We start from the raw sequence: 26,251 nt of genomic DNA, 5'->3' as shown, positions 1-26,251 counted from the left end.
CCAGGCGTACGGCTCGCGTCGCCGGTCAGTGGCCGGCGGCCGACTGGGAGGCCGAGTCGCTCGGGGTGACGGCCGACTCGGAGGCGGTGGCCGAGGGGCTCGCCCCGTGGCCCTTGTGCGGCTTGCCGCTGCCGGAGGCGCTGCCCGAGGGGGTGGCGCCCGGGGCGCCGCTGCCGGCGGAGGCCGAGGGGATCTCGGTCGGGCCCCACTTGTCGAAGTAGCTCGTGGCCGGGACCACGAAGGCGCTCAGGCTCACCTTGCCGGTCTTGCTGAAGGTGAAGGTGATCTTCTGCGCGTTGCCGTCCTGGACGGCCTCGCGGCCGCTGGGCAGGGTCGCGGAGGCGTTGTCCTTGCCGCCCAGGATGAGCGAGCCGCCCGCCGGAACGGTCAGGCTCTGGCCCTTGGCCGGCTTCAGCTCGGCGGACGTCCCGTTGCCCTCCACGGTGACCGACTGGAGCGTCTGGTCGCTGCGGCCGGAGTTGAACAGGGTCGCGGAGATCACCGCCGGACCGGTCGCGTGCAGGTCGGGCTGGGTGATGACCAGGGCGTTCTGGATCTTGATGTCGCCCACGCTGGTCGCCGCGTTGTCCGGCTTGATCTGCAGGGTCTGCGAGTCGTTTCCGGCGCCGCAGGCGGCGAGCGAGGCGATCGAGAAGACGATGGCGGAGGCGGCGAGGGCGCCGCGTCGAAGGCTGCTGCTCACGGCGGCGGCAACTCCTTGAACGCGCGGGCGGCTCCCCTAATAAAGCCGCCCTAAGTGTCTGTCAGCGGCCTTAGGCTACCGAGCCGTTCCCGGGCGCTCGCACCCGACCCTCCCCGAGCCCCGGGCTTCCCTCCAGGTGGGGGTACCCGGCGGGGCCCGAGTGACTCCGCGGTGACATTGCGGAACCGCTCGTCCGTCATTCACATAACGCGACCGTGACGCCTCTCAACACGCCTCCGGCGCGCCTCGCGAAATTTCTGTGGAGGAATGCGCGACCTTCCCGATATTGATCACGGAGCACCCGTCCGGGGACGGTTGATCAATTTTGGAATCGGCTCACATCCGCCTGCGGCCACCGAACGGAGTAGCGGAAGTCGTACGCTTGAGATCGGACATATCGGGATGTTCCGCCCCTTGGAACCACCTCCCGGGGTGTGTAACGTACGCGTTTCACCCTGCCCGGAGAGCCCCTCCGACCTGCGAATACCCGCTTCCGAGGACTCCCCGCAGCACGTTCCGGTTGCTGTTGTCAAGCCCCGAGATATGCCCTGACCTGCGAAAACGCCATTCAGAAGACGCCGTATCCGTGTTACCCTGGATAGCCACGGAAGGGGTACCTGTCACATGACGTTCAAGGTTGGCGACACCGTGGTCTATCCCCATCACGGGGCCGCGCTGATCGAGGCCATCGAAACTCGTCAGATCAAAGGCGTGGACAAGACCTACTTGGTGCTGAAGGTCGCCCAGGGTGACCTCACGGTGCGTGTGCCAGCGGACAATGCGGAGTTCGTCGGCGTGCGTGATGTGGTCGGGCAGGACGGGCTCGACCGGGTCTTCGAGGTGCTGCGCGCGCCGTACGCCGAGGAGCCCACGAACTGGTCCCGTCGCTACAAGGCAAACCTGGAGAAGCTCGCCTCCGGCGATGTCATCAAGGTCGCGGAGGTCGTGCGTGACCTGTGGCGTCGCGAGCGCGAGCGCGGACTGTCCGCCGGTGAGAAGCGCATGCTCGCCAAGGCCCGCCAGATCCTGGTGAGCGAGCTGGCTCTCGCGGAGAACACGAACGAGGACAAGGCCGAGGCCCTGCTCGACGAGGTGCTCGCCTCCTGACGCGCAGCGGCAGCGAACCTTCGCTTCCGGCACGCTCAGCACAGTGAAATGCCGCGGTGCCCGATGACACTGATCCTGTCGCCGGGCGCTGCGGCATGTTCGTCCCCGCAGCGGGTGCTCTTCGGGGAAGCCTGCGGAAAGCCCCCCGATACTTGAGATGCCGGGCCCGGGCGGCTGGCTCGACCAGAGTCACGGAAAGGGTCCGGTCAGGGCGTCGCGCCCGGCACTCCTCCAGGCCATACCCACGTAGGTCGAGCACACAAACCTGACAGGATCCGATGTCTGACGAATCACGTCCTACGCCCGCGCAGACCCCCGTCGCCGCCGTGATTCCCGCCGCCGGCCGGGGCGTGCGGCTCGGTCCGGGCGCCCCCAAGGCGCTCCGCGCGCTGAACGGCACCCCCATGCTGATCCATGCGATCCGGGCCCTCGCCGCGTCCCGCCATGTCTCGCTGGTGATCGTCGTGGCACCGCCGGAGGGCGCCGCGGAGGTCAAGTCCCTCCTCGACGCGCACGCGCTGCCCGAGCGGACCGACTTCCTGGTCGTCCCCGGCGGGGAGTCCCGCCAGGAGTCGGTCCGGCTCGGCCTGGAGGCGCTGCCGCCGCGGTACGGGATCGTGCTGGTGCACGACGCGGCCCGGCCGCTCGTCCCGGTCGACACGGTCGACGCGGTCATCGAGGCCGTACGCGACGGCGCCCCCGCCGTGGTGCCCGCGCTGCCGCTGGCCGACACGGTCAAGGAGGTCGAGCCCGCGGCCGTGGCCGGCGACCCCGAGCCGGTCGTCGCCACCCCGGAGCGCTCCCGGCTGCGTGCGGTGCAGACCCCGCAGGGCTTCGACCGGGAGACCCTGGTCCGCGCCCACGAGAGCGTCACCGAGAACGTCACCGACGACGCGGGCATGGTGGAGCAGCTGGGGGTGCCGGTCGTGGCCGTCCCCGGTCACGAGGAGGCCTTCAAGGTCACCCGCCCCCTGGACCTGGTCCTCGCCGAGGCGGTGCTGGCGCGCAGGAGGCTCAACGATGGCTTCTGAGGCGGGCTTCGTGCTGCCGCAGGTCGGGATCGGCACCGACATCCACGCCTTCGAGGAGGGCCGCGAGCTGTGGTGCGCGGGCCTGAGGTGGGAGGGCGAGGGGCCCGGCCTGGCCGGCCACTCGGACGCCGACGTGGTCGCGCACGCCGCCTGCAACGCCCTCTTCTCCGCCGCCGGGCTCGGTGACCTCGGGCAGCACTTCGGCACCGGCCGGCCCGAGTGGTCCGGCGCGTCCGGGGTCACCCTGCTGACGGAGGCCGCGCGGATCGTCCGCGCGGCGGGCTTCACCATCGGCAACGTCGCCGTCCAGGTGATCGGCCCCCGCCCGAAGATCGGCAAGCGGCGGGACGAGGCCCAGAAGATCCTCTCCGAGGCGGCCGGCGCCCCCGTCTCCGTCTCCGGCGCCACGACGGACGGCCTCGGCTTCCCGGGCCGCGAGGAGGGGCTGATGGCGGTGGCGACGGCACTCGTGGTGCGGGTGAGCTGAGGGCGTGCGAGGGTACCCACACGACCAGCAGTGATCCCTGGACTCCGGAGGGTGCCCATGTCCGCCGTTCTGTCCGACCGCCTGAAGTCCGTGCTCGACGGCAAGGTGTTCATCGTCGTCGGCACCGTCCAGCCCGACGGCAGCCCGCAGCTGTCCCCGGTCTGGGTGATGCGCGACGGCGACGACCTCCTCTTCTCCACCACGGTCGACCGCCGCAAGTACCTCAACCTGGACCGCGACCCCCGGGTGACGGTCGCCGTCCTCAACCCCGACGAGCCGTACGAGTACGCCGAGATCCGCGGCACCGCCGAACTGACGACGGACGGCGGCCCGGAACTCATCGACCGACTCAGCCGCAAGTACACCGGCAAGGACTACGCGGACTTCAACCCCGCCGCGGCCCAGGACGCCCAGCGGGTGGTGGTCCGGATCCGGCCGCGGAAGGTCGTCGGGAGGTTGTGAGGGCCGGCGCGCGTCCCTGAGGGGCGTTTCCGGTGGTGGGGTTGGTCGGCGGTGCCGTTGCCTGTGCGGGTGTGGAGGCGGGCCGCGCCGGCAGGGACTGCGCTGCCCGCGGGCGGAGCCCGCTGGCGGGGCCGCGCTCGTCGGTGCGTGGCGGCTTCCCGGTGGGAAGGGGCATGGCACTGCCCGGCGCCCACTACTCTGGAGTCGTGACGATTCGCCTGTACGACACCAGCGCCCGGCAGATCCGTGACTTCACCCCGCTCGAGCCGGGCTGCGTCTCGATCTACCTGTGTGGCGCCACCGTGCAGGCGGCACCCCACATCGGGCACATCCGGTCGGGCCTGAACTTCGACATCATGCGCCGCTGGTTCGAGTACCGCGGCTACCGGGTGACGTTCATCCGCAACGTCACCGACATCGACGACAAGATCATCGCCAAGAGCCGCGAGCAGAACCGCCCGTGGTGGTCGATCGGGTACGACAACGAGCGCGCGTTCAACGAGGGCTACACCGCCCTCGGCTGCCTCCCGCCGACCTACGAGCCCCGCGCCACCGGCCACATCACCGAGATGGTCGAGATGATGCAGGCCCTCATCGAGCGCGGGCACGCCTACGAGGCCGACGGGAACGTCTACTTCGACGTACGGTCCTTCCCGCGCTACCTCGAACTGTCCCGGCAGGAGCTGGACAACCTGCTCCAGCCGTCCGGCGAGGGCGAGACCGGCAAGCGGGACCCGCGCGACTTCGCCATGTGGAAGGCCGCCAAGCCGGGCGAGCCGACCTGGCCGACCCCGTGGGGACCGGGTCGCCCCGGCTGGCACCTGGAGTGCTCGGCCATGGCGCACAAGTACCTGGGCAGCGCCTTCGACATCCACGGCGGCGGACTCGACCTGATCTTCCCGCACCACGAGAACGAGATCGCCCAGGCCAAGGCCTACGGCGACGACTTCGCCCGCTACTGGGTGCACAACGCGTGGGTCACCATGGCCGGCGACAAGATGTCCAAGTCGCTCGGCAACAGCGTGCTGGTCAGCGAGATGGTCAAGCAGTGGCGCCCGGTCGTCCTGCGCTACTACCTGGGCACCCCGCACTACCGCTCGATGATCGAGTACAGCGAGGAGTCCCTGCGCGAGGCCGAGTCCGCGTTCGCGCGGATCGAGGGCTTCGTCCAGCGGGTCACCGAGCTGGCCGGGAAGACCGTCGAGCCGGCCGCCGAGGTCCCGCCCGCCTTCGCCGAGGCGATGGACGACGACCTGGGCGTCCCGCAGGCCCTCGCCGTCGTGCACACCACCGTCCGGCAGGGCAACAGCGCGCTGGCCGCCGACGACAAGGACGCCGCCGTCGCCCGGCTCGCCGAGGTACGGGCCATGCTCGGCGTCCTCGGCCTCGACCCGCTCGACCCGCACTGGGCCGGCGAGTCCGGCGACCGGGGCGAGGACCTGAACGGCGTGGTCGACAGCCTCGTACGCCTCGTCCTCGACCAGCGCGAGTCCGCCCGCGCCCGCAAGGACTGGGCCACCGCCGACGCCATCCGCGACCAGCTCAACCAGTCCGGGCTCGTCATCGAGGACGGCCCGCAGGGCCCGCGCTGGACGCTCGGCGCCCGCTGACCGCTTTTCGATCCGGTGATCGATTGTGCCGCCCGGCCTCCCGGGCGGCACACTGCATAGACGTACGTATCCGCACGCTTCACGAAGACAGGTAGGTCATGGCCGCGAACAACCGTCGCATGTCCGGCAAGAAGGGCGCGCAGGTCGGCAGTGGCGGCCAGCGGCGCAGGGGGCTGGAGGGCCGGGGGCCGACCCCGCCGGCCGAGATGCGCAAGGGCCACAAGAAGAACCGCATCGCCAACGCGAAGGCGAAGCAGGCCGTGCGCCGCCCCGTGGCCCGGGGCCGCGGCGGCAAGTCCGCCTCCGAGCTGGTCGTCGGCCGCAACCCGGTCGTCGAGGCGCTCCGCGAGGGTGTGCCCGCCTCGACGCTCTACGTCCAGCAGTTCATCGACAACGACGAGCGTGTCCGCGAGGCCCTCCAGCTCGCCGCCGAGCGCGGTGGGATCAACCTCATGGAGGCCCCGCGCCCCGAGCTGGACCGCATGACCAACGGCCTGAACCACCAGGGCCTGGTCCTCCAGGTCCCGCCGTACGAGTACGCGCACCCGGAGGACCTCCTCGACGCCGCCGCCGACGAGGGTGCGGACCCGCTGCTCGTCGCCCTGGACGGGGTCACCGACCCGCGCAACCTCGGCGCCGTCGTCCGCTCCGTCTCCGCGTTCGGCGGCCACGGCGTGGTCGTGCCCGAGCGCCGCTCGGCGGGCATGACCGCCGGCGCCTGGAAGACCTCCGCCGGTACGGCCGCGCGTACGCCGGTCGCCCGCGCCACCAACCTCACCCGCGCCCTGGAGGCCTACAAGAAGGCCGGCCTCACGGTGGTCGGCCTGGCGGCGGACGGCGAGGTCGAGCTGGGTGACCTGGAGGCGCTGGAGGGGCCGGTCGCCATCGTCGTCGGCAGCGAGGGCAAGGGCCTGTCCCGCCTGGTCGGCGAGACCTGCGACTACCGGGTGCGCATCCCGATGCCGGGCGGCGCGGAGTCGCTCAACGCCGGTGTGGCCGCGGGCATCGTGCTGTACGAGGCCGCGCGCCGGCGCGGCTGACCGAGGCCCCGGACGGGCTGAACAACCGTCCGGAACTTCACCCGTGCGGGGTAATTCGCGCGTCCATATGGCGTTGAAGGCGGCTTTGACGGGGTCCGGACACATCCGCCCGGTCAAAGCAGTGTCCTAACGCCACGTCATCGGTTAGATGAGTGTGGACACCAGAACACCCCGCACACCCACGGGGGACCGCTCGTCGGGATACGACGACGCTCCCGCGCTGAGCATGGTGAAGGTGCCGAGCGATCCGGCGCAGGTCATCGTCAATCACGCCAGCTTCCGCGTGCAGCTGGGCGCGGCGGCCAAGCGCACCCAATCCCCGCGGATCGCCCGGCACCTGAACGCCGGCCAGGACACCGCCCGGATGCCCGCCGTGGGCACGGAGGGCCGGCCCGGCGCCACCGCCCGCCGCCGCCCCGTCGTGTGGAGCGGCAGGTCCGCCCCCGACGACACCGGCGCCCACCGGCTCCTCCAGGCCGTGAGGGGCAGCAGCGTCCGCCACGCCGACGAGCCCGAGGCCGGCGCCACCCAGGTCATCCCACGCGCCCAGACCGGGTACGCCGACACCTACGACGCGCTCGACCAGACCGTCGAGACCCCCGTCGTCGGCCACCAGCGCACCGCCCCCGACGCCGACGGCACCCGGCTCCTGCCCCACATGCGCACGGTCACCGGCGCCTACGACGACGGGCCCTACTCCTACCCCGACGCCGACCACGAGCCGTACGACAGCTACGCCGAACCGGCCGGCCCCGGCCCCGACGGCCCGCGCACCGCCCGGCGCCAGGGCGACGACCCGGCCCGGCACGCGTACTACCCCGGCCGCCGGCTCAACCGCGGTGTCGTCCTCCTCCCGCTGCGCATCTTCCTCGGCTTCATCTCGGTCTACGCCGGCATGGGCAAGCTGTGCGACCCCGTCTACTTCGACGGCGGCAAGCGCGGCTCCATGGTCAAGTGGCTCAACACCCTGCACCCCTGGGACGTGGCCGAGCCGCTGCGCCAGTTCGCGCTGCACCACCCGGTCGGCTCCGGCCTGGTCATCGCCTTCCTCCAGGTCGTCGTCGGCGTCCTGACCATCCTGGGCTGCTGGCAGCGCGTCACCGCGGTCGTCGGCGCCCTGCTCTCCGCCGCACTGATCGTCACCGTCAGCTGGAAGACCGTCCCGGTCTACGACGCCCCGGACATCATCTACCTCGCCGCCTGGTCCCCGCTGATCATCGCCGGCGCCCCGGTCTACTCCGTGGACGGCCGCCTCGCGGCAAGCGCCTGGCGCCGGCTCGGCCCCCGTGCCGACATCTGGGAGCTGCGCGCCTTCGTCCTGCGCCGTGGCGCGCTGGTCACGGCCGTCACGGTCGGTGTGACCCTGCTGATCGGCGCCCTGCTGGGCGGCGCGGTCCGCGACTCCAGCCGCGTGGTCGTCCCCGGCCCCGGCGAGGCACCCCGCAACCAACTCCCCGGTTCCCCGCTGCCGCAGGAGCCCGGCGAGCGGCACAGGGAGACCCCGGCGGCCTCCAGTTCCCCGACGGGCAGCGCCACGGCCGGCGCGAGCCCCTCCGGGGCGGCGACGACCCCGGGCGCCGACCCCAGCACGGCCGGCTCCACCACCACGACGCCCACCCAGACCCAGGGCACCACGGGTCAGGTCCCGCCCCGCCGGACCTCCCCGACGGGCGGCGCCCCGAGCACGACGGCCGGCCCGACGAGCACCGGCGGCAGCAGCACCGGCGGCTCGGCCACCGGCGGCGGCACGTCCTCGGGCGGCGGGAGCACGGCCACCGGCCAGCCGGGCCTGGTGGGCGGCCTGCTGGGCTGAGCGAGCGCGACGACGGCAGAGGGCCCCGTACCGAGCAAGGTACGGGGCCCTTTCCATGTGGTGACCAACGTGGTGACCAACGCCCCAGGGCGCGGTGACCAGCGCCCGGAGAGCGGTGACTAACGCCCCAGAGCCGCCAGTTCCCTGGCCGCCTCCGTCAAGTCCTTCGCGGTGTCGATGGCCCGCCAGTAAGCGCCCTGCGGAATGGGAAAGCCGGCCAGCTTCTTCTCCCGGGCCAGCCGGGGAAACGTGGTCCGCTCGTGGTCCCCCCGCTCCGGCAGCAGAGAAGCGAACTCCGGGGAGAACACGTACACACCGGCATTGATCTCGAACGTCGACGGCGGCGCCTCGATGAAGTCGGTGATGTGCCCGAACCCGTCGGTCTTCACGGCGCCCCACGGGATGCGGGGCCGGGCCAGCGCCAGCGTGGCCACCGCGTCCCGCTCGGTGTGGAAGTCGGCCATGTCCCGCAGCGAGAAACGCGTCCAGATGTCCCCGTTGGTGGCGTACCAGGGCCGGTCGGGGTGCGGCAGGCGCGCCGCGGCGTACCGCAGACCGCCGCCGCGGCCGAGGGGCTCGGTCTCCACGACGGTGGTGACGGAGACGGGCAGGTCGGCCGAGTCCAGCCACTTCTGCAGGACGTCGGCGAGGTGGCCGCAGGAGACCACCACGTCCGTCACGCCTTCCTCGGCGAGCCAGGTGAGCTGGTGGCCGATGATCGGAGTGCCCGTACCGGGGATCTCGACCATCGGCTTGGGCCGGTCGTCGGTGTACGGACGCAGCCGTGAGCCCTGGCCACCGGCCAGGACCACGGCTTGAGTGGGACGCGACGCGGCGTTCGGATGGGTCATGACCGCACTGTACGTGGCGCCCCACGGCGGTGCGGAGACGGCAACGCGCTCCTTGGGGAGCCGTTACCGGGTTCTCACCGAGGCTCAGCTGTGTGCGGTCAGGACGCCCGAGGCGAAGGCCGTGTCGCACACCGGGCGGGCGTACGACTGGGCGCGCGAGGCGCCGTAGATGCGCACCGCGGCCTGGCCGAGGGCGCGGGCGATGGAGGAGCAGTGCCGGGCCAGTGAGGGGTGGCCGTTGACGGCCTGCTGGAGGTGGGTGAGGACCACCCCCGGGTTCTCGTTCTGCAGCTCGGCCATCAGCTGGTCGCGGAGCACGTCCTGCGGGGCGCGGGTGACCTGCTTGGCGGAGATCTCCGCGGCCGAGACGTCGGAGGCGGCCAGCACCGAGCTGGAGGGGCTGCCCGTCCAGTTGACCCGGGTGACCGCGAGGGTCCCGGAGAGCACCAGGACGACGGGCAGGACGAGGGCGAGAGTGCGGCCGATCCGGCGGGCAGGGCCGCCCCGGTGGCCGCTTCGCGTCTGTGGGGTGGTGGAGTGCTTCACACCTGTGAGGGTAGCGCCCTGTAATGACGCGAAGACATTCAGTCACCCTTATGGGGGATGAGAACGCGCCGCTTTCTGGGTAAGGGGTTGACGTCCGCGGCCCGGAATGATCGCTGTACGGGCCTCATGGGAAGGGCCCCGCACGCCGAGCGCGCGGGGCCCTTCCCGATGCCGTGGGCCGTCAGTCGGACAGCCGCTCGCCCGTGGAGGTCGAGAAGACGTGGGTCTCGCCCGGCCGCGGAACGACGTGCAGGGTGGAGCCCTTCTCGGGCACCTGACGGCCGTTGACCCGGACCACCAGGTCCTTCACCTCGCCGCCGACCTCGGCGGTGCCGTAGACGTAGCCGTCGGCACCCAGCTCCTCGACGACGTTCACGGAGACGGCGAGACCGGCCGGCGCGTCCGCGGCGTCCTTCGACAGGGAGGCGGCGACGGAGCCGCCCAGCTCGACGATGTCGAAGTGCTCGGGGCGGACACCGACGGTCACCGTACGGTCACCCTTGTCGGCGGCGGTCTTCAGAGCCTCCCGGTTGACGGGGACGACGCTGTTGCCGAACTTCACGCCGCCGTCGGTGATCGGCACCTCGACCAGGTTCATGGCGGGGGAGCCGATGAAGCCGGCGACGAAGAGGTTCGCGGGCTTGTCGTACATGTTCCGCGGCGAGTCGACCTGCTGGAGGATGCCGTCCTTGAGCACGGCCACCCGGTCGCCCATCGTCATGGCCTCGACCTGGTCGTGGGTGACGTAGACGGTGGTGATGCCGAGCCGGCGCTGCAGCGACGCGATCTGCGTACGGGTCGAGACGCGGAGCTTGGCGTCCAGGTTGGACAGCGGCTCGTCCATGAGGAAGACCTGCGGCTCGCGCACGATCGCGCGGCCCATGGCGACACGCTGGCGCTGACCGCCGGAGAGCGCCTTCGGCTTGCGGTCCAGGTACTCGGTGAGGTCGAGGATCTTCGCGGCCTCCTCGACCTTCTGCCGGATCTCCGCCTTGTTGACGCCGGCGATCTTGAGCGCGAAGCCCATGTTGTCGGCGACCGTCATGTGCGGGTAGAGGGCGTAGTTCTGGAACACCATGGCGATGTCCCGGTCCTTGGGCGGCAGGTGTGTGACGTCGCGGTCACCGATGCGGATGGCGCCGCCGTTGACGTCCTCCAGGCCCGCGAGCATCCGCAGCGAGGTGGACTTTCCGCAACCCGACGGTCCGACCAGGACGAGGAACTCGCCGTCCTCGATCGCGATGTCGAGCGCGTCGACGGCGGGCTTGGTGGAACCCGGGTAGATCCGGGTCGCCTTGTCGAACGTGACTGTGGCCATGGTGATGGGCCCCCTTCTACCGGCAGGAACGTGCCGGACGATCCGTTGTAGGAAGGTGGTTGGTGTAGTCCACCAGGGTGAACTGGGTCAGGACGGTACCTGGCCTCCACCGGCTCTGTCAGCACTTCGACCCCGGTGAACTTCGCGGAAATTTTCGACGGGGCGCCCCCCAGACCTGGGTACACTGCACGGGCACCCAGGTGCACGCCTCCTTAGCTCAGCTGGTCAGAGCGCCGCTCTTGTAAAGCGAAGGTCGTCGGTTCGAATCCGACAGGGGGCTCTGGTTCTGAGCAGTACGAACGCCCCGGACGGATGATCCGTCCGGGGCGTTCGGCATCCACGGGTGACAGCAACCGGGGCGGTCACGCACGGTCGACACGTCGCCCGAGCAGGCGGTCCCTGTGGCCGATGCCCTCGCGCTGTGTGTCCGACGTCACGTACGGGACACGGGGTGCGACAGCCGCGTGACGACAGCGCGGCCGGCCGAGCCGGAACCCGGCGGAGCCGGCCGACAGGTTGCGCGTGCGGCCGGCTCGACCAGGACCACGTGGGGCGGCATGACGACACCTCCTGATCGCTCCAGGAGCATGGTGCCGGTGGCCGCTCGTGGCCCAGGGGCCGCCCCGCCGGTGCCGCTGTACGTCTCCCGTGCCTCGGCCGGCGTACCGGGGATGTCGATCACGTGTCGGGCGATACCGGCGTGCGTGAATCGGCTCATGCGAATCATCCGGGGCCCGAGTGGCGTGTGGGCGTATGTCCGCAGTGCTCCCGGCACGTACGTGTGGCTGGGGATCCTGTTCGTGACGACCGTCGCGCTGCACCACATGTCGCCGGAGTTCGAGGAGCACTTCCTGCGGCGGCGGTCCACGAACATCCACGAGCTGTCCCGCAACCCGGTGCGGGTGCTGGTGGCCAGCGCGATGTGGATCGAGAGCGGGAACTGGGTGCCGTACGCCTTCCTGTACACGGTGTTCCACGCGCCGGCCGAGCGCTGGCTGGGTACGGCCCGCTGGCTGGCGGTGTGCGCGCTGGCGCACGTGCTGGCCTCGCTGATCAGCGAGGGGGTGCTGCTGGAAGCGATCCGCCGGGGCATGGCCCCGCACGCGGCCGTGAACACCCTGGACATCGGGGTGAGTTACGCGCTGGCCGGGGTGATGGCGGTGCTCGTCCACCGGATCGCGGCGCCCTGGCGGTACGCGTACCTGCTCGCGGTGCTGGCCGTGTTCGGGCTGCCGCTGGCCGCCGGGCCGGCCTTCACCGACTTCGGTCACGCCGTCGCGGTGCTGATCGGTCTCGCCTGTTATCCGCTGGTCAGGGGCCGGGGAAAAGCATGGGATCCGAAGGAGACACCGGCCGGGCTCAGGGGTTAACGTCCCGGCCATGAGCAGCTCGGCGAGCAGTGTCGTGAACGGTGGCATCTCCTTCTGGTACGCGGACGACGGTCTTCCGGCGGTGCGGGAGCCGCTGCCCGGGGACGCGTCCGCCGACGTCGTGATCGTGGGCGGCGGCTACACCGGCCTGTGGACGGCGTACTACCTGAAGAAGGCCGTCCCCTTCCTGCGCATCACCGTCCTGGAGCAGAAGTTCTGCGGGTACGGCGCCTCGGGCCGCAACGGCGGCTGGCTGTACAACGGGATCGCGGGCCGGGACCGTTACGCGAAGCTGCACGGTCACGAGGCCGCCGTACGCCTCCAGCGGGCGATGAACGACACCGTGGCGGAGGTGGTCCAGGTCGCCGAGGCGGAGGGCATCGACGCCGACGTGCACCGGGGCGGCGTCCTGGAGGTGGCCACCACGCCGGCGCAGCTGGCCCGGCTGAAGGCGTTCCACGCGCACGAGTTGTCGTACGGCGAGAAGGACCGGGAGCTGTACGGCGCCCGGGAGACCGCCGGGCGGATCCGGATCGCGGACGCGGTCGGCTCCACCTGGACCCCGCACGGGGCCCGGTTGCACCCGGTGAAGCTGGTCAAGGGGCTCGCGGCGGCCGTGGAGGCGCTCGGGGTCACGATCCACGAGTCGACGCCGGTGACGGAGATCCGCCCCAAGCACGCGGTCACCCCCTACGGCACCGTGCGCGCGCCCTACGTGCTGCGCTGCACCGAGGGCTTCACCGCCTCCCTCAAGGGGCAGAAGCGGATCTGGCTGCCGATGAACTCCTCGATGATCGCGACCGAGCCGCTGACCGAGGAGCAGTGGGCGGCGATCGGCTGGTCGGGCCGGGAGACCCTCGGTGACATGGCGCACGCCTACATGTACGCGCAGCGCACGGCGGACGGCCGGATCGCGCTGGGCGGGCGCGGGGTGCCGTACCGCTTCGGTTCGCGCACCGACAACGACGGCCGGACGCAGGCGGCGACCGTCGAGGCCCTGCGGGAGATCCTGACCCGCTTCTTCCCGTCCCTGGCCGGGGTACGGATCGAGCACGCCTGGTCGGGGGTGCTCGGTGTGCCCCGGGACTGGTGTGCCACGGTGACGCTCGACCGCTCCACGGGCCTCGGCTGGGCCGGCGGCTACGTCGGCTCCGGGGTGGCCACCGCCAACCTGGCCGCACGCACCCTGCGGGACCTGGTCCAGCGGGACTCCGGCCAGGGCGGCCGGACGGAGCTGACGGACCTGCCGTGGGTGAACCACAAGGTCCGCAAGTGGGAGCCGGAACCTTTCCGCTGGCTGGGCGTCCAGGGCATGTACGCCACCTACCGCGCCGCCGACCAGCGCGAACGCCTCCGCCCGGGCACGGAGTCCTCGCGGCTGGCGAAGGTGGCGGACCGGGTGGCGGGACGGCACTGAGACCCGGGCCGCACGGCGGTTACCGTCGCGGCATGATTCGTACCGCGACTCCTGCCGACGTCCCTGTCATCCACACCCTGATCCGTGAGCTGGCCGAGTACGAGAAGGCAGCCGAGGAGGCCCGGGCGAGCGAGGAGCAGCTGCGGGAGGCGCTGTTCGGGGAACGGCCGGCCGCGTTCGCGCACCTGGCGGTGGACGAGGAGAGCGGGGAGCCGGTCGGGTTCGCGCTGTGGTTCCTCAACTTCTCCACCTGGCGCGGGGTGCACGGCATCTACCTGGAGGACCTGTACGTCCGGCCCGGGGCGCGCGGCGGCGGACACGGGCGGGCGCTGGTGGCCGAGCTGGCACGGATCTGTGCGGAGCGCGGGTACGGGCGGCTGGAGTGGTCGGTGCTGAACTGGAACGAGCCGGCGATCGGCTTCTACGAGGCGCTGGGCGCCCGGCCGCAGGACGAGTGGACGGTGTACCGGCTCACGGACGAGGCGCTGACCGCGCTGGGCTCGGCCGGCTGATCCGACGGCCGACTCCGACGACCGACTCCGACGACCGACCCCGACGGCCGGGGGCCGCTGGCGGTGGTCCGGCCGCCGCAGGCCGTCCGTGGCCGGTCGCGCGGTTCCCCGCGCCCCTCGGGTGGACGAGCCGCAGGGTGCCCGGGCGCGGGGCGGTATCCGTGCGCGGTCCGGCCGCTTGGGCGTGAGCACCACCACGGGCCCGCACACGACGGACAGCCGCGCCGCCCCGGCACGCGCCGGCCGCCGTCCGTCAGGGTTCCAGCACGACCTTGCCGATCGTGTCCCGCCCCTCCAGAGCCCGGTGCGCGGCGGCGGCCTCCGCGAGCGGGAAGCGGGTGACGGCCGGGCGCAGGCGGCCCTGGGCGGCCTCGGCGAGCGAGCGCAGTTCCAGTGCGCGCAGGCCGCCGGCCCGTTCCAGCATCGCCGGGCCGAGAACGGACTCCGAGACGCCCTCGACGTGGTAGCCCTCGCCCTGCCCGGTGCCCTCCGCCGACCAGCCGAACACCAGGTGCCGGCCGCCGGGTCCGAGCAGGGCGACGGCCTCCCGGGCGACCCGGCCGCCCACGCCGTCGTAGACGAGGGAGGCGGGACGGCCGCCCAGGTGGGCGCGGACCTCGGCGGGCCAGTCGGGGTCGGTGTAGTCGACGGCGAGGCCGGCGCCGTTCGCGCGTACCCGGGCGGTCTTCTCCGGGCCGCCCGCGAGCCCGATCACGGTCGCCCCGGCGTTCCCGGCGTGCTGCACGAGCAGGGTGCCGATGCCGCCGGCCGCGGCCGGTACGACCACCACGTCGTCCGGTCCCGGCTCGGCGAACTGCGCGATGCCGAGCGCCGTACGGCCCGTGCCGATCATGGCGACGGCGGCGGCGAAGTCAAGGTTCTCCGGGATGTCGTGCACGCGCTCGACCGCGGTGACGGCGCGTTCGGCGTACCCGCCGGGCGCGAAGCCCAGGTGGGCCACCACGCGCCGGCCGAGCCACAGCTCGTCCACGCCGTCGCCGAGCGCGTCGACGACCCCCGCGACCTCCCGGCCGGGCACGGTCGGCAGACGGGGCGGCTCGGGCAACGGGCCCTGGTGGCCCTCCCGCAGGGCCGCGTCGAGCAGGTGCACGCCGGCCGCGGCGACGGCGATCCGCACCTGGCCGGGGCCCGGCACGGGGTCGGGGACCTCCTCGTAGGTCAGGTTCTCGGCCGGACCGAAGGCGTACAGGCGGACGGCGTGCATGGGATCCCCCAGGGTGAGGCTCGGTGTGAGTCCACCCTCGGACCTCAAGCGCGCTTGAGGTCAAGGGCGGGCCGGCCGAGGATCAGGGACACCGCCGTCACCGCGCTGTTGAAGGACACCTCCGCGAGCACGCCCGGGGCCGCCACCTGGTCGCCCGCGAGGTACACCCCGTCGCCGCGGTCCACGGCGGGCCGGTCCCGCCAGCTGCGGCCCGGCAGGTCCACGGCCCCCGTACGGCCGTCCGCCACGGCCTCGCGCCGCCAGGTCACCCGCTCCCGCCATCCCCGCAGCCCCAGGTCGAGCAGTTGCTCGGCGCGGGCCACGCCGTCGGCCCGGGTCTGGCCGGGGCCGATCGGGAACTGCCCCTGGAGCAGCTGCTCCCCGGCCGGCGCGAGGGACGGGTCCTGTGCGGTGAAGCGCTCGATCCAGCCCGGCGCGTCCAGGTCGGAGACGGCGAACACGTCCCCGCGCCGGGTGCGTACGGCGAGGTCTAGGAGGACGGTACGGCCGCTCGGCCACTCCAGCGAGTCGTCGCGGAGCAGCCGCCGGGCGGCGGGCAGGCCGGTGGCGACCACCACCGGGGTGTCCTGCGGCAGCTCGTCCACCCGGGCCCCGGTCTCGATCCGCACACCCATGTTCCAGGCCCGCGCGGCCATCCGGTCGACGACCCCTCCCCAGCCGCCGCGCGGATAGTGGGCCTCCGGCGGCAGCTTGGCGGCCCGGCGCAGCCGCTCCTGCACGAAGGCGGCGGACAGGCCGCCCGGATCGTGGTGGAACAGCGCCACCGCGGCGTAGTGGGCCGCCGCGCGGGCGCCCTCCTCGCCGGCGATCCCGGTGGCCCAGCCGAGGAAGTCGGTGTCGACGGGGGCCGGGCCGATGCGGCGCCGCAGCAGCTTGAGCATGGCGAAGGGCGGGGTGCGGTGCAGCACCCCGTGGTGGCGCAGCCGCAGCCGGGCGGCCTCCAGGGGCGGCAGCGGAGCGAGCGGGCCGATCAGGTACCGCTGCCGGAGCCAGGTCCAGTGCGGGCCGCCGGCGTAGAGCGCGTGCGGGCCCTCGTTGGTCCGGTACGGCCCCTGCGCCGTCCGGGCCCGGCCGCCCAGGGTGCCGTGGGCCTCGTACACGGTGACCCGGGCGCCGGCCTCGGCGGCGGTGATCGCGGCGGTGAGTCCGGCGAAGCCGCCGCCGATGACGGTGATGTGGTGCGCGGGCTTGTGCATGGTTCTCCCTGAGGTCGGTGCCCCTGCTCGGGAGTACGACGGCCGGCGCCCCGCCGGATGTGACATCCCGGGTGTTTCCCCAGCTCGGACCGGGTTGTCAGTGGCGGGGTGCAGCATGGGGGCATGGTGAGGCGAGCGGCGGGTGCGGGTGCGGCAGGGGTGAGGGGAGCGCGGCGGCCGGAGGTGCGGCTGCCGGCCCTGGAGCCCTGGACCGAGGGGGAGTTGGAGCCGGACGGCGACTACGACGGGCTGGAGTTCCGGGAGTGCGACCTGGCCGGGCAGGACGGCGCGGGTGCCCGGTTCATGGACTGCGCGCTGACAGGCTGCGCGGTGGACGAGACGGCGCTGGGCCGGGCCCGGGTGCTGGACTCGGTGCTGACCGGGCTGCGCGGGGTCGGGACGCGGTGGGCCGAGGCCACGTTCCGGGACGTCGAGCTGGTGGACGCGCGCCTGGGCGGCACGCAGTTGCACGGCTCCGTGCTGGAGAGAGTCGTGATCCGCGGCGGCAAGATCGACTACCTGAACCTGCGCGAGGCCCGCCTCAAGGACGTCGTCTTCGAGTCCTGCGTCCTGGTCGAGCCGGACTTCGCGGGCGCGCGCCTGGAGCGGGTGGAGTTCATCGACTGTGCCCTGAAGGGGGCCGACTTCGGCGGCGCCACCCTGAAGGACGTGGACCTGCGAGGCGCGGTCCCGCTGGAGATCACCCGCGGCCTGGACCGCCTGTCCGGCGCGGTGATCAGCCCGGGCCAACTGCTGGACCTGGCCCCGGTGCTGGCGGCGGCGATGGGGATCCGGGTGGTGTGACGCACCCGCGGCCGCCGGGTTGGCGGGAGGTGAGCCGGGTGTGACGTTCCACGCCCCAAGTGCGCTGTGACAGAAGGAGGTTGGGTCCGGATCCCGCGTCCGTATAACGGATTCCGCGGCACGGCATTCGGATACGAACACGTAAAGTCTTGACGGCGCCCTGTCAAACAGACGGGTTCCGGTGTCACTCTCTCCTCGCCCGCCGCAAGTCTGTGCATCCCCTGTGGCCCCTCTGTGTCTCCACCCCACGAGACCAGACAGAAGGAGATCGAGTGAGACAGCAGCCCCACGTCACCGGCGCCTCCCGTACTCCCCGTAAGACCGCCGTGCGCGCCGCCGCCCTGGTCGGCTCCGCGGCGATGGTCGTCCTCGCGCTGCAGAACGGCGCCGCCACCGCCGCGCCCGCGCCGCACCCCTCCGGCGCCAAGGCCGTCGCGCTCAGCGCCCCGGCCCGCGCCGCCGCGCTGAAGTCGGCCCAGCGGAACGCCGGCGCGGCGGCCCGTGAACTCGGGCTCGGCGCCAGGGAGAAGCTGGTCGTCCGGGACGTGATCAAGGACGCGGACGGCACCGTCCACACCCGCTACGAGCGCACCTACGCCGGTCTGCCGGTGCTCGGCGGCGACCTGGTCGTGCACGCGGCGAAGAACGGATCGCTGAAGGGCGTCAGCAAGGCGACCACGGCCCGGATATCCGTGCCGAGCACGACGGCCACCGTCTCCCCGGCCGGCGCCGAGAAGGCCGCGCTCAGGGCCGCGGGCACCGCCAAGGCCACCGCGACCACCGCCCGCAAGGTCGTGTGGGCCGCGGCCGGCAAGCCGGTCCTCGCCTACGAGTCCGTCGTCAAGGGCAGCCGGCACGACGGCACCCCGAGCGAACTGCACGTCATCACCGACGCGCGCACCGGCAAGCGGCTCCACTCCTTCGAGGCCGTCGACACCGGCACGGGCACCAGCCGGTACAGCGGCACCGTCCCGCTCGGCACCACCGCCGCCTCCGGGGGCTACGACCTGACCGACGGCGGCCGCGGCGGCCACAAGACCTACGACCTGAACGGCGGGACCACCGGCACCGGCACCCTGTTCCACGACGCCGACGACCTCTGGGGCGACGGCACCGTGACCAACCGCCAGACAGCCGCCGTCGACGCCGCCTACGGCGCCGCCGTCACCTGGGACTTCTACAAGGCCGCGTTCAACCGCAACGGCATCGCGGGAGACGGCAAGGCCGCCTACTCCCGCGTCCACTACGGCAACGCCTACGTCAACGCCTTCTGGAACGACAGCTGCTTCTGCATGACGTACGGCGACGGCGCGAACAACGCCGACCCGCTGACCTCCCTCGACGTCGCCGGCCACGAGATGAGCCACGGGCTGACCGCGGCCACCGCCGGCCTGAAGTACAGCCGCGAGTCGGGCGGCCTGAACGAGGCCACCTCCGACATCTTCGGCACCTCGGTGGAGTTCTTCGCGAACAACTCCGCCGACGCCGGCGACTACCTCATCGGCGAGAAGATCGACATCAACGGCGACGGCACGCCGCTGCGCTACATGGACAAGCCCAGCAGGGACGGCGGCTCCGCCGACTACTGGTCGCGCACCGTCGGCCGCCTGGACGTGCACTACTCGTCCGGTGTCGCCAACCACTTCTTCTACCTGCTGTCCGAGGGCAGCGGCGCGAAGACCGTCAACGGGGTCTCCTACAACTCCCCGACCTACGACGGCTCCACGGTCACCGGCATCGGCCGGGACAAGGCGGCCCAGATCTGGTACAAGGCGCTGACCACGTACTTCACCTCGTCCACCGACTACGCGGGCGCCCGCACCGGCACCCTCCAGGCGGCGGCCGACCTGTACGGCTCGGGCAGCGCGGAGTACAGGGCGGTGGCGGCGGCCTGGACGGCCGTGAACGTCAAGTAGCCGCGCGCCCACGGCGCTACGCCGGCCGGGCCGCCCGTCCTCACGGGTGGTCCGGCCGGCCGTCCCCGTACAGCCAGTCCTTCCAGATCCGGCCGAAGTCCTGGTCGGGGGCCTTCTTCTCGACGTACGCGGTGAAGTCGGCGGTGCTCACGGTGCCGTGGCGGTGGGCGGCGGCCCAGCCCTGGATGATGTCGTAGAAGGTGTCGTCGCCGGCCTTCTGCCGGATCTTGTGCAGGAGCATCGCCCCCCGCTCGTAGACGGGGCTGTCGGAGATGTGCGCGGCGCCGGAGGGCTTCGCGGGCGGGAAGGCCCAGACGGCCTCGCCGCCCTCCTCGTACAGCTCGGTGAACCTCTCCTCGGCGCTCTTGCCGCCGTGGTCCTCCTGGTACAGCCACTCCGCGTAGGTCGCGAATCCCTCGTTGAGCCACATGTCACGCCAGCTCGCGGGGGTGACCGAGTCGCCATACCACTGGTGGGCCAGCTCGTGCACGAGGATCGGGACGGTCAGCTGGTCGGCGGGGAAGACGGGCCGGGTCTGGGTCTCCAGCGCGTAGCCGGCGTCGCCCGACCGGTCGACGATCGCGCCGGCCGAGGAGAAGGGGTACGGCCCGAAGTTGTACTCCTCCCAGTCGAGGATGTCCGGGATCTTCGCGAGGACCTTCCGGCTCGCCGCGGCCCGGCTCGGGTCGACGGCGGTGACGACGGGCAGGCCGTGCGGACCGGTGGTGCGCGCGATGTCGTAGTGCCCGATGGCGACGGTGGCCACATAGCTCGCCATGGGCTGGGCGGTGTGCCAGTGGTAGGCGGTACGGCCGCCCTTCGCGCGCTGGTCCGTCAACTCGCCGTTGGAGACGGCCTGGAGGCCCTTCGGGACGGTGACCGTGATGTCGTAGGACGCCTTGTCGGAGGGGTGGTGGTTGCCGGGGAACCAGGCCATGGAGCCGACCGGCTCGCCGAGCGCGAGGGCACCGTCGGCGGTGCGCAGCCAGCCCTCCTCGGAGCCGTCGGGGTCGGTGAGGGTGCGGGGGGTGCCCGAGTAGCGGACGGTCGTGCGGAACGTCTCGCCCTGGCCGAGGTCGTCGTGCGGGCGGACGGTGAGTTCCTGGCCGGTGCGGCTCCAGCGGGCGTCCTTGCCCTCGACGGTGACCGAGTCGACGTGCAGCCCGGCGAGGTCCAGGTCGAAGGCGGACAGGTCCCGGGTGGCCCGGGCGGTGACGACCGCCGTTCCGGTGAGGCGGCGGGTGGCCGGGGTGTAGTCCAGGGTCAGGTCGTAGTGCCCGACGTCGTAGCCGCCGTTGCCGGCCTTCGGGAAGTACGGGTCGCGCAGGCCGGAGCCGCCCGGGTTACCCCGCACCCCGCCGTCGCACGCGGTGCCCGTCAGCGCGAGGGCGAGCAGGGCGGCGAGGGCCGGGACAAGGCGTACGGATCTGGACATGTCAGTGATCTTAGGCGGGCGGGACGCACCGCAGACAGGGGTCGCCGGACCGGCGTGACACCATCTCCCCCGTGCTCGACATCGGCTACGCCCTCTCCAACCGGTTCCCGGACCCCCCGCAGACCGACTACCGCCGCGCGGACGTCCACGCGCTGCGCCACGACCTGTTCTGCGGTGACGTCTATCTCGCGGACACCGAGGCCGACCGGGAGCTGTCCACAGCCTGGGGATGGGTGCCGGTGCTCGACTTCGCGTGGGCGCTGTGCGACATCGTGGAACGGCTGGACCGGGATCCGATGGGCTCCCGCGCCGCCCGGCCGCAGCGCGCCGAGCTGGACTTCACCGAGTCCACCGACCGGATGCTCTTCGAGCGCCGCTTCGGCTGGGTCGACATCACCGCCGACTGGGTGCCGGCCGAGGAGTCCCCGCTGTCCTTCCCCCACACCGAGCTGCGCCGCGAGGCCCGGGACTTCCTGCACGACCTGCTCGCGGACCTCACCGACCTGCACGAGGACCTGGCGGAGAACCCGGCGGTCTGGACCCTCCAGGCCCGCTTCCCGCGGGTGCCGTGAAGAGGACCCCCGGGTTGGAACCGGGGGTCCTCGCGCACGACTTCGCTCGTCAGACGTTCACGCCGAAGTCCTGGGCGATACCGACCAGGCCCGAGGCGTAGCCCTGGCCCACCGCGCGGAACTTCCACTCCGCGCCGTTGCGGTACAGCTCGCCGAAGATCATGGCCGTCTCGGTGGCCGCGTCCTCGGACAGGTCGTAGCGCGCGATCTCGGCGCCGCCGGCCTGGTTGACGATGCGGATGTAGGCGTTGCGGACCTGGCCGAAGTTCTGGCCGCGGTTCTCGGCGTCGTAGATGGACACCGGGAAGACGACCTTGTCGATGTCGGCCGGCAGGGCGGCCAGGTTGACGTTGATCGCCTCGTCGTCGCCGGCGCCCTCGCCCGTGCGGTTGTCGCCCGTGTGGACGATCGTGTTGTCCGGGGTCTGCTTGTTGTTGAAGAAGACGAAGTGGGCGTCCGAGTAGACCCTGCCCTGGCCGTTCACCGCGATGGCGGAGGCGTCGAGGTCGAAGTCCGTGCCGGTGGTGGTGCGGACGTCCCAGCCGAGGCCCACGGTGACGGCGGTCAGGCCCGGAGCCTCCTTGGTGAGCGAGACGTTGCCACCCTTGGACAGGCTTACAGCCATGTTGGGAGTCCCTTCCTTAGATACCCGTGCATATCCGTGCACTCTGTGCCGACGAAGCTACCGTCACCCGGGACAACGTCGACGGGGGTCCCCGCGGTTCCGGATCCCTTTACCTTTTTTACCGAACCGGAAATCCAGGTGACGTGCGCCCGGCCGGGCCGGGAACATGGAGGGCATGTCCGGGCCCTACTTCATCCGTGGCTCCGTCTCGCTTCCCGAGGCCGAGCTGATGTGGCGTTTCTCCAGGTCGTCCGGGCCCGGCGGACAGCACGTCAACACCAGCGACTCGCAGGTCGAGCTGCGCTTCGACCTCGCCCGCACCGAGGCACTGCCCCCGGTGTGGAAGGAGCGGGCGCTGCTGCGGCTGGCCGGCCGCCTCGTCGACGGGGTGGTGTCCGTACGGGCCTCGGAGCACCGCTCCCAGTGGCGCAACCGCGAGGCCGCCGCCGTACGCCTCGCCGCGCTCCTCGCGGAGGCCACCGCGCCGCCGCCGAAGCCCCGCAAGCCGACCCGCATACCGCGCGGCATCAACGAACGCCGGCTGCGGGAGAAGAAGCAGCGCGCGGAGACGAAGCGCGGCCGCTCGGGGCGCGACTGGGGTTAGGGGGCCGGCGCCCTGTCACATCCGCCTCTGCCCGGTCGTCAAAGGGGTGCAGGAGCATCGCGGACGACGACCGGGAGGCCGGGACCACCATGACCGACAACGACTTTCTCGCCGAGCGGTTCGAGACCTGCCGGGGGCATCTGCGGGCCGTCGCCTACCGGATGCTCGGTTCCGCCGCCGAGGCCGAGGACGCCGTCCAGGAGGCGTGGTTCCGGCTGAGCCGGTCCGACACGCGGGAGGTGGGGAACCTCGGCGGCTGGCTGACCACCGTCGTCGGCCGGGTCTGCCTCGACATGCTGCGCTCCCGCCGCACCCGTGGCGAGGAGCCCCTGGACGGCTGGCGGCCCGCGCCGTCCGCGGAACCGGATCCCGCCCAGGACGCCCTGCTCGCCGACTCGGTCGGGCTGGCCCTCCTCGTCGTCCTGGACACGCTCTCGCCGGCCGAGCGGCCGGCCTTCGTGCTGCACGACCTGTTCGGGGTGCCCTTCGAGGAGGTCGGCGGCATCCTCGGGCGCAACGCGGCCGCGGCGCGGCAGCTCGCCGGCCGGGCCCGGCGCCGGGTGCGGGGCGTGGAGGCGCCGGAGGCCGATCTGGCCCGGCAGCGGGAGGTGGTCGACGCCTTCCTGGCGGCCGCGCGGAACGGCGACTTCGACGGGCTGCTCGCGGTGCTGGACCCGGACGTGGTGGCCCGCACGGAGGCCGGTGTGAACAGCGGTGCGGCCCGGGTGGCCGCCGGGGCGGCGAGCTTCGCCCACCTGGCCCGGGTGGCGCGTGCGGTCCTGGTCGACGGCGCGACCGGCCTCGCGGTCTTCGCCGGCGGCCGCCCGGAGCGGGTCCTGGCCTTCACCTTCGTCGCCGACCGCATCACCGGGATCGACATCGTCGCCGACCCGGCCCGCCTGGCGGAGCTGACGGTCGAGGAGGTCCAGGACCGCCCTGCCGGCGTGGTGGGGGGGGGGGTACAGCTCAGCCCAGCTGCCGGTACCGGCCGCGGAAGTACAGCAGTGGGCCCCCCTCGGCGCTGGGCACGTGCGCGGTGAGGACGCGGCCGATGACCAGGGTGTGGTCGCCTGCGGTCACCCGCTGCTCGGTCCGGCACTCCAGGGTGGCCAGCGCACCGCCGACGAGCGGGGCGCCGGTGACCTCGCCGCGGACGTAGGGGATGTCCTCGAAGAGCAGCCGGTCGCTGATGCGGCCCTTCATGGCGAAGCGGCCCGCGATGTGCCGCTGGCTCTCGGCGAGGACCGACACCGCCCACAGCGGCTGCTCGTCGAGCAGGTCGTCCATGCGGGCGCCCGTGCGCAGGCTGACCAGGACCAGCGGCGGGTCCAGGGAGACCGACATGAAGGCGGTGGCGGTCATGCCGACGTCCTCCACGCCCGGCGCCTCGGGGTCGTCCGGGTCCAGCGGCGGCTCCTGCGCGGTGACCAGGACCACGCCCGCGGCCAGCCGGGACATCGCGGCCCGGAACTCGTCGTTGCTCACCCCCTCAGCATGCCCGGAAGGCAGGGGGGTGGTGGGGGAGGGAGTCTTCAGCACGCCGGAAACGCTAGTCTTCGCCGCGCGCGGGCCGCATCGGCCCTTCGCCCGAGCCGGGTCCTAGGACCAGCGGCGCACGCGTGCCGCCGCGGGGGCGCGGTATGTGTGCACGTCCGCACGCCTTGTGTTCAATAAGCGCATAGGCAAAACGCAGAAACTCTACTCAATTGTTCACGTTCTCCTGTGACTTGAGTCACAAGGGGCAGGAATTGTTGACCCTGTGTACCGAGTGGGCAGCGCGCTGTGATTCAGTGGCGGGACAACCCTTCATTCGCTGCGAGGTCTCGGGGGGAGGGCGAGCATGGAGACCGAGTCGGAGCCGTACGTCCGCCTTGCGTCCTTGCGACAGCTGCACCAGGTCATGGCCGACATGAACACGGCGCGCAGCCTGGCGGACACACTGCAGACGGTCGCCGACGGCGCCGTGGACGCCCTCGGTTACGAGATGGCGGCCGTCAACCTGGTCCGCCAGGACGGCGATCTCGTGGTCGCCGCCTTCTCCGGGAACGCCGCCGCGGAGGCACTGATCACCGGCCGGGTCGGCTCCCGCGAGTCCTGGGACCGCCGGCTGGCCATGGGCGAACGCTGGGGCGACCTCGTCTTCATACCGCACACCGAGGGCTGGGTCCTCGACGACGACGACGTACCCCAGTGGTACACCGACGGGCCGGCCCCCCGCTTCGAGGACGAGTGGCACCCCTCCGACCGGCTCTTCGCGCCCATGTACACGCCCGGCGTGCAGGGCGGCAACTGCGGGGAACTGCTCGGCGTCATATCCGTCGACCGGCCGCGCAACGGCCGCCGCCCCGGCGCCTGGGGCCGCGAGGCCCTCCAGATGTACGCCTTCCAGGCCGCCATCGCGATCAGCAACGCCCGCCTGCGCGCCAACATGCAGCGCGCCCTCGTCCGGCTGGAACGCGAGCAGCAGGCGCTGCGCGCCAGCGAGGAATCCTTCCGGCAGGCCTTCGAGTACGCCCCCTCCGGCATGGCCATCGCCGAGATGGGCGGCGACCAGCACGGCCGCATCCTGCGCACCAACGACGCCCTGTGCCGGCTGCTCGGCCGCCCGGCCTCCGCGATGCGCCGCTACTCCTTCGCCGACCTCGTCCACCCCGAGGACGTCGGCACCCTGCTGCGCACCTCCGCGGAGGGCGGACGCGCGGAGCTGCGGCTCGGCCGCCGCGACGGCACGTACGTCTGGGTGTCGCTGCGCAACAGCGTCGTCGCGGACGCCGCCGACGGCCCCCGCTTCCTGCTCACCCACGTCGAGGACATAGAGGAGCGCAAGCGGCGCGAGCTCCAGCTCGCCCACCGCGCCTCCCACGACTCGCTGACCGGGCTGCCCAACTCCGCCGAGCTGCGCTCGCGCCTGTCGGCCCGGCTCTGTCAGCGCCCCGCGCACGCCGACGCCCTCGACTCCCTGGACGCGGCCTACGGCCACCCCGCCTTCGGCGTCCCCGCCGGCCACGGCTTCGACTTCGCGCCAGGCACGGACGGCTTCGAGGGGTACGACCACCATGTGCACACCGTCGCCCCCGAGGAGGGCCGCGACGACGGCACCAAGGGCCTCGCGGTGCTCTTCTGCGACCTCGACGGCTTCAAGTCGATCAACGACCGGTTCGGGCACAACGCGGGCGACGCGGTCCTCATCGAGGTCGCCCGGCGGCTGAGCAACGGCGTCCGGGACGGCGACACGGTCGCCCGGCTCGGCGGCGACGAGTTCGTGATCCTCGCCGACGGCCTCGGCCGGGCCGACGCCCAGGACCTCGCCGTACGGCTGCGCAACGAGATCATCCAGCCGATCCGCGCCGAGGGCCGGGCGGTCCGGGTGGGCGCGAGCTTCGGCATCGGCTGGGCACACTGCGGCATGACGGCGGACGAGGTGCTGAAATCCGCTGACGAGCGGATGTACGTAGAGAAACGATCTCGTCCCAAACAGCATCGCCGTGCCGGATGAACCGCAGGTCAGCGAGGTGAAGCGGTCCGGGCCCCCCGTTTGGGCCAGGGAGAGCGGGTAGGCTCGCCATTCCAACCCGTACCGCATCCG

At 72.3% G+C, this 26,251-nt stretch carries 25 protein-coding genes and 1 tRNA gene; 17 read left to right on the top strand and 9 right to left on the bottom strand.

The window, feature by feature from the left end:
• Window positions 1–25: 25 nt before the first annotated feature.
• Window positions 26–703 carry a copper chaperone PCu(A)C domain-containing protein gene (locus S1361_RS18450; RefSeq protein WP_208032933.1) on the bottom strand — a complete coding sequence of 226 codons (678 nt, stop codon included), beginning with the start codon at window positions 701–703 and terminating at the stop codon, window positions 26–28.
• Between the two features lie 624 nt (window positions 704–1,327).
• Here S1361_RS18450 and S1361_RS18445 point away from each other — a divergent pair.
• The 7 genes from S1361_RS18445 to S1361_RS18415 all read left to right on the top strand — a co-directional run bounded on the left by S1361_RS18445 (window position 1,328) and on the right by S1361_RS18415 (window position 8,253).
• Window positions 1,328–1,810: a CarD family transcriptional regulator gene (locus S1361_RS18445; protein ID WP_003953493.1), complete on the top strand. Its 483-nt coding sequence runs from the start codon at window positions 1,328–1,330 to the stop codon at window positions 1,808–1,810.
• Between the two features lie 278 nt (window positions 1,811–2,088).
• Complete coding sequence (gene ispD, locus S1361_RS18440) at window positions 2,089–2,841, top strand: 2-C-methyl-D-erythritol 4-phosphate cytidylyltransferase (protein ID WP_208032932.1); 753 nt, start codon at window positions 2,089–2,091, stop codon at window positions 2,839–2,841.
• Entirely contained in the window at window positions 2,831–3,328 is a 498-nt protein-coding gene (gene ispF / locus S1361_RS18435; protein WP_208032931.1) for a 2-C-methyl-D-erythritol 2,4-cyclodiphosphate synthase, read from the top strand. The genes ispD and ispF overlap by 11 nt, the downstream gene beginning before the upstream one ends.
• Before the next feature lie 57 nt (window positions 3,329–3,385).
• Window positions 3,386–3,790 carry a PPOX class F420-dependent oxidoreductase gene (locus S1361_RS18430; protein WP_208032930.1) on the top strand — a complete coding sequence of 135 codons (405 nt, stop codon included), beginning with the start codon at window positions 3,386–3,388 and terminating at the stop codon, window positions 3,788–3,790.
• 206 nt (window positions 3,791–3,996) lie between these two features.
• Window positions 3,997–5,400 (top strand): cysteine--tRNA ligase, encoded by a 1,404-nt coding sequence (gene cysS, locus S1361_RS18425; protein WP_208032929.1) that lies wholly within the window; start codon window positions 3,997–3,999, stop codon window positions 5,398–5,400.
• Between the two features lie 98 nt (window positions 5,401–5,498).
• Window positions 5,499–6,440 (top strand): 23S rRNA (guanosine(2251)-2'-O)-methyltransferase RlmB, encoded by a 942-nt coding sequence (gene rlmB / locus S1361_RS18420; RefSeq protein ID WP_208032928.1) that lies wholly within the window; start codon window positions 5,499–5,501, stop codon window positions 6,438–6,440.
• Window positions 6,441–6,588: 148 nt separating this feature from the next.
• Entirely contained in the window at window positions 6,589–8,253 is a 1,665-nt protein-coding gene (locus tag S1361_RS18415) for a DoxX family protein (RefSeq protein ID WP_208032927.1), read from the top strand.
• A gap of 119 nt (window positions 8,254–8,372) precedes the next feature.
• Here the strand turns inward: S1361_RS18415 and S1361_RS18410 are convergent, their stop codons facing one another.
• The 3 genes from S1361_RS18410 to S1361_RS18400 form a co-directional block, all read right to left on the bottom strand.
• Complete coding sequence (locus S1361_RS18410; protein WP_208032926.1) at window positions 8,373–9,104, bottom strand: nucleotidyltransferase family protein; 732 nt, start codon at window positions 9,102–9,104, stop codon at window positions 8,373–8,375.
• 84 nt (window positions 9,105–9,188) lie between these two features.
• Window positions 9,189–9,650: a hypothetical protein gene (locus S1361_RS18405; protein ID WP_208032925.1), complete on the bottom strand. Its 462-nt coding sequence runs from the start codon at window positions 9,648–9,650 to the stop codon at window positions 9,189–9,191.
• A 181-nt stretch (window positions 9,651–9,831) separates the two neighbouring features.
• On the bottom strand, window positions 9,832–10,968 hold the full coding sequence (locus S1361_RS18400) for an ABC transporter ATP-binding protein (RefSeq protein WP_208032924.1): 1,137 nt from the start codon (window positions 10,966–10,968) through the stop codon (window positions 9,832–9,834).
• 206 nt (window positions 10,969–11,174) lie between these two features.
• Between S1361_RS18400 and S1361_RS18395 the strand changes: the two genes are divergently transcribed.
• From S1361_RS18395 to S1361_RS18380, 4 genes are all read left to right on the top strand, one after another.
• Window positions 11,175–11,248 (top strand) — tRNA-Thr (locus tag S1361_RS18395).
• 436 nt (window positions 11,249–11,684) lie between these two features.
• Window positions 11,685–12,338: a rhomboid-like protein gene (locus S1361_RS18390; protein ID WP_208032923.1), complete on the top strand. Its 654-nt coding sequence runs from the start codon at window positions 11,685–11,687 to the stop codon at window positions 12,336–12,338.
• A 10-nt stretch (window positions 12,339–12,348) separates the two neighbouring features.
• On the top strand, window positions 12,349–13,755 hold the full coding sequence (locus S1361_RS18385; protein ID WP_208032922.1) for an NAD(P)/FAD-dependent oxidoreductase: 1,407 nt from the start codon (window positions 12,349–12,351) through the stop codon (window positions 13,753–13,755).
• Between the two features lie 32 nt (window positions 13,756–13,787).
• A complete protein-coding gene (locus S1361_RS18380; RefSeq protein ID WP_208032921.1) occupies window positions 13,788–14,267 on the top strand; it encodes a GNAT family N-acetyltransferase in 480 nt (159 codons plus the stop codon).
• A 253-nt stretch (window positions 14,268–14,520) separates the two neighbouring features.
• Here the strand turns inward: S1361_RS18380 and S1361_RS18375 are convergent, their stop codons facing one another.
• Both S1361_RS18375 and S1361_RS18370 read right to left on the bottom strand, forming a co-directional pair.
• Entirely contained in the window at window positions 14,521–15,492 is a 972-nt protein-coding gene (locus S1361_RS18375; protein WP_208032920.1) for a zinc-binding dehydrogenase, read from the bottom strand.
• Between the two features lie 44 nt (window positions 15,493–15,536).
• On the bottom strand, window positions 15,537–16,709 hold the full coding sequence (locus tag S1361_RS18370; protein WP_208032919.1) for an FAD-dependent oxidoreductase: 1,173 nt from the start codon (window positions 16,707–16,709) through the stop codon (window positions 15,537–15,539).
• Window positions 16,710–16,832: 123 nt separating this feature from the next.
• Here S1361_RS18370 and S1361_RS18365 point away from each other — a divergent pair, with 123 nt between their 5' ends.
• Entirely contained in the window at window positions 16,833–17,513 is a 681-nt protein-coding gene (locus S1361_RS18365) for a pentapeptide repeat-containing protein (protein WP_243769212.1), read from the top strand.
• Window positions 17,514–17,872: 359 nt separating this feature from the next.
• Window positions 17,873–19,429, top strand: a complete 1,557-nt coding sequence (locus S1361_RS18360; protein ID WP_208036661.1) for a M4 family metallopeptidase — start codon at window positions 17,873–17,875, stop codon at window positions 19,427–19,429.
• 40 nt (window positions 19,430–19,469) lie between these two features.
• Here S1361_RS18360 and S1361_RS18355 read toward each other — a convergent pair whose 3' ends face one another.
• The gene (locus S1361_RS18355) at window positions 19,470–20,864 is read right to left on the bottom strand and encodes a M1 family metallopeptidase (RefSeq protein WP_208032918.1); all 1,395 of its coding nucleotides are present in this window, start codon (window positions 20,862–20,864) and stop codon (window positions 19,470–19,472) included.
• 71 nt (window positions 20,865–20,935) lie between these two features.
• On the opposite strand from S1361_RS18355, the gene S1361_RS18350 reads away from it, so the two are divergent.
• Window positions 20,936–21,436: a hypothetical protein gene (locus S1361_RS18350; RefSeq protein ID WP_208032917.1), complete on the top strand. Its 501-nt coding sequence runs from the start codon at window positions 20,936–20,938 to the stop codon at window positions 21,434–21,436.
• Window positions 21,437–21,485: 49 nt separating this feature from the next.
• Here S1361_RS18350 and S1361_RS18345 read toward each other — a convergent pair whose 3' ends face one another.
• Window positions 21,486–22,061: a TerD family protein gene (locus S1361_RS18345; protein ID WP_208032916.1), complete on the bottom strand. Its 576-nt coding sequence runs from the start codon at window positions 22,059–22,061 to the stop codon at window positions 21,486–21,488.
• Window positions 22,062–22,227: 166 nt separating this feature from the next.
• On the opposite strand from S1361_RS18345, the gene arfB reads away from it, so the two are divergent.
• Both arfB and S1361_RS18335 read left to right on the top strand, forming a co-directional pair.
• Window positions 22,228–22,665, top strand: coding sequence for an alternative ribosome rescue aminoacyl-tRNA hydrolase ArfB (gene arfB / locus S1361_RS18340; protein WP_208032915.1), 438 nt, complete (start codon window positions 22,228–22,230; stop codon window positions 22,663–22,665).
• An 89-nt stretch (window positions 22,666–22,754) separates the two neighbouring features.
• Window positions 22,755–23,705, top strand: coding sequence for a sigma-70 family RNA polymerase sigma factor (locus tag S1361_RS18335; protein ID WP_208032914.1), 951 nt, complete (start codon window positions 22,755–22,757; stop codon window positions 23,703–23,705).
• Here S1361_RS18335 and S1361_RS18330 read toward each other — a convergent pair.
• A complete protein-coding gene (locus S1361_RS18330) occupies window positions 23,632–24,204 on the bottom strand; it encodes a flavin reductase family protein (protein WP_208032913.1) in 573 nt (190 codons plus the stop codon). The genes S1361_RS18335 and S1361_RS18330 overlap by 74 nt on opposite strands.
• Window positions 24,205–24,505: 301 nt before the next feature.
• On the opposite strand from S1361_RS18330, the gene cdgB reads away from it, so the two are divergent.
• On the top strand, window positions 24,506–26,161 hold the full coding sequence (gene cdgB / locus S1361_RS18325) for a diguanylate cyclase CdgB (RefSeq protein WP_208032912.1): 1,656 nt from the start codon (window positions 24,506–24,508) through the stop codon (window positions 26,159–26,161).
• Window positions 26,162–26,251: the final 90 nt, after the last annotated feature.

The sequence above is a fragment of the Streptomyces cyanogenus genome (assembly GCF_017526105.1).
GTDB lineage: Bacteria > Actinomycetota > Actinomycetes > Streptomycetales > Streptomycetaceae > Streptomyces > Streptomyces cyanogenus.
Note: the sequence above shows the minus strand (reverse complement) of the source record. Positions and strands in the feature narration are given on the sequence as shown.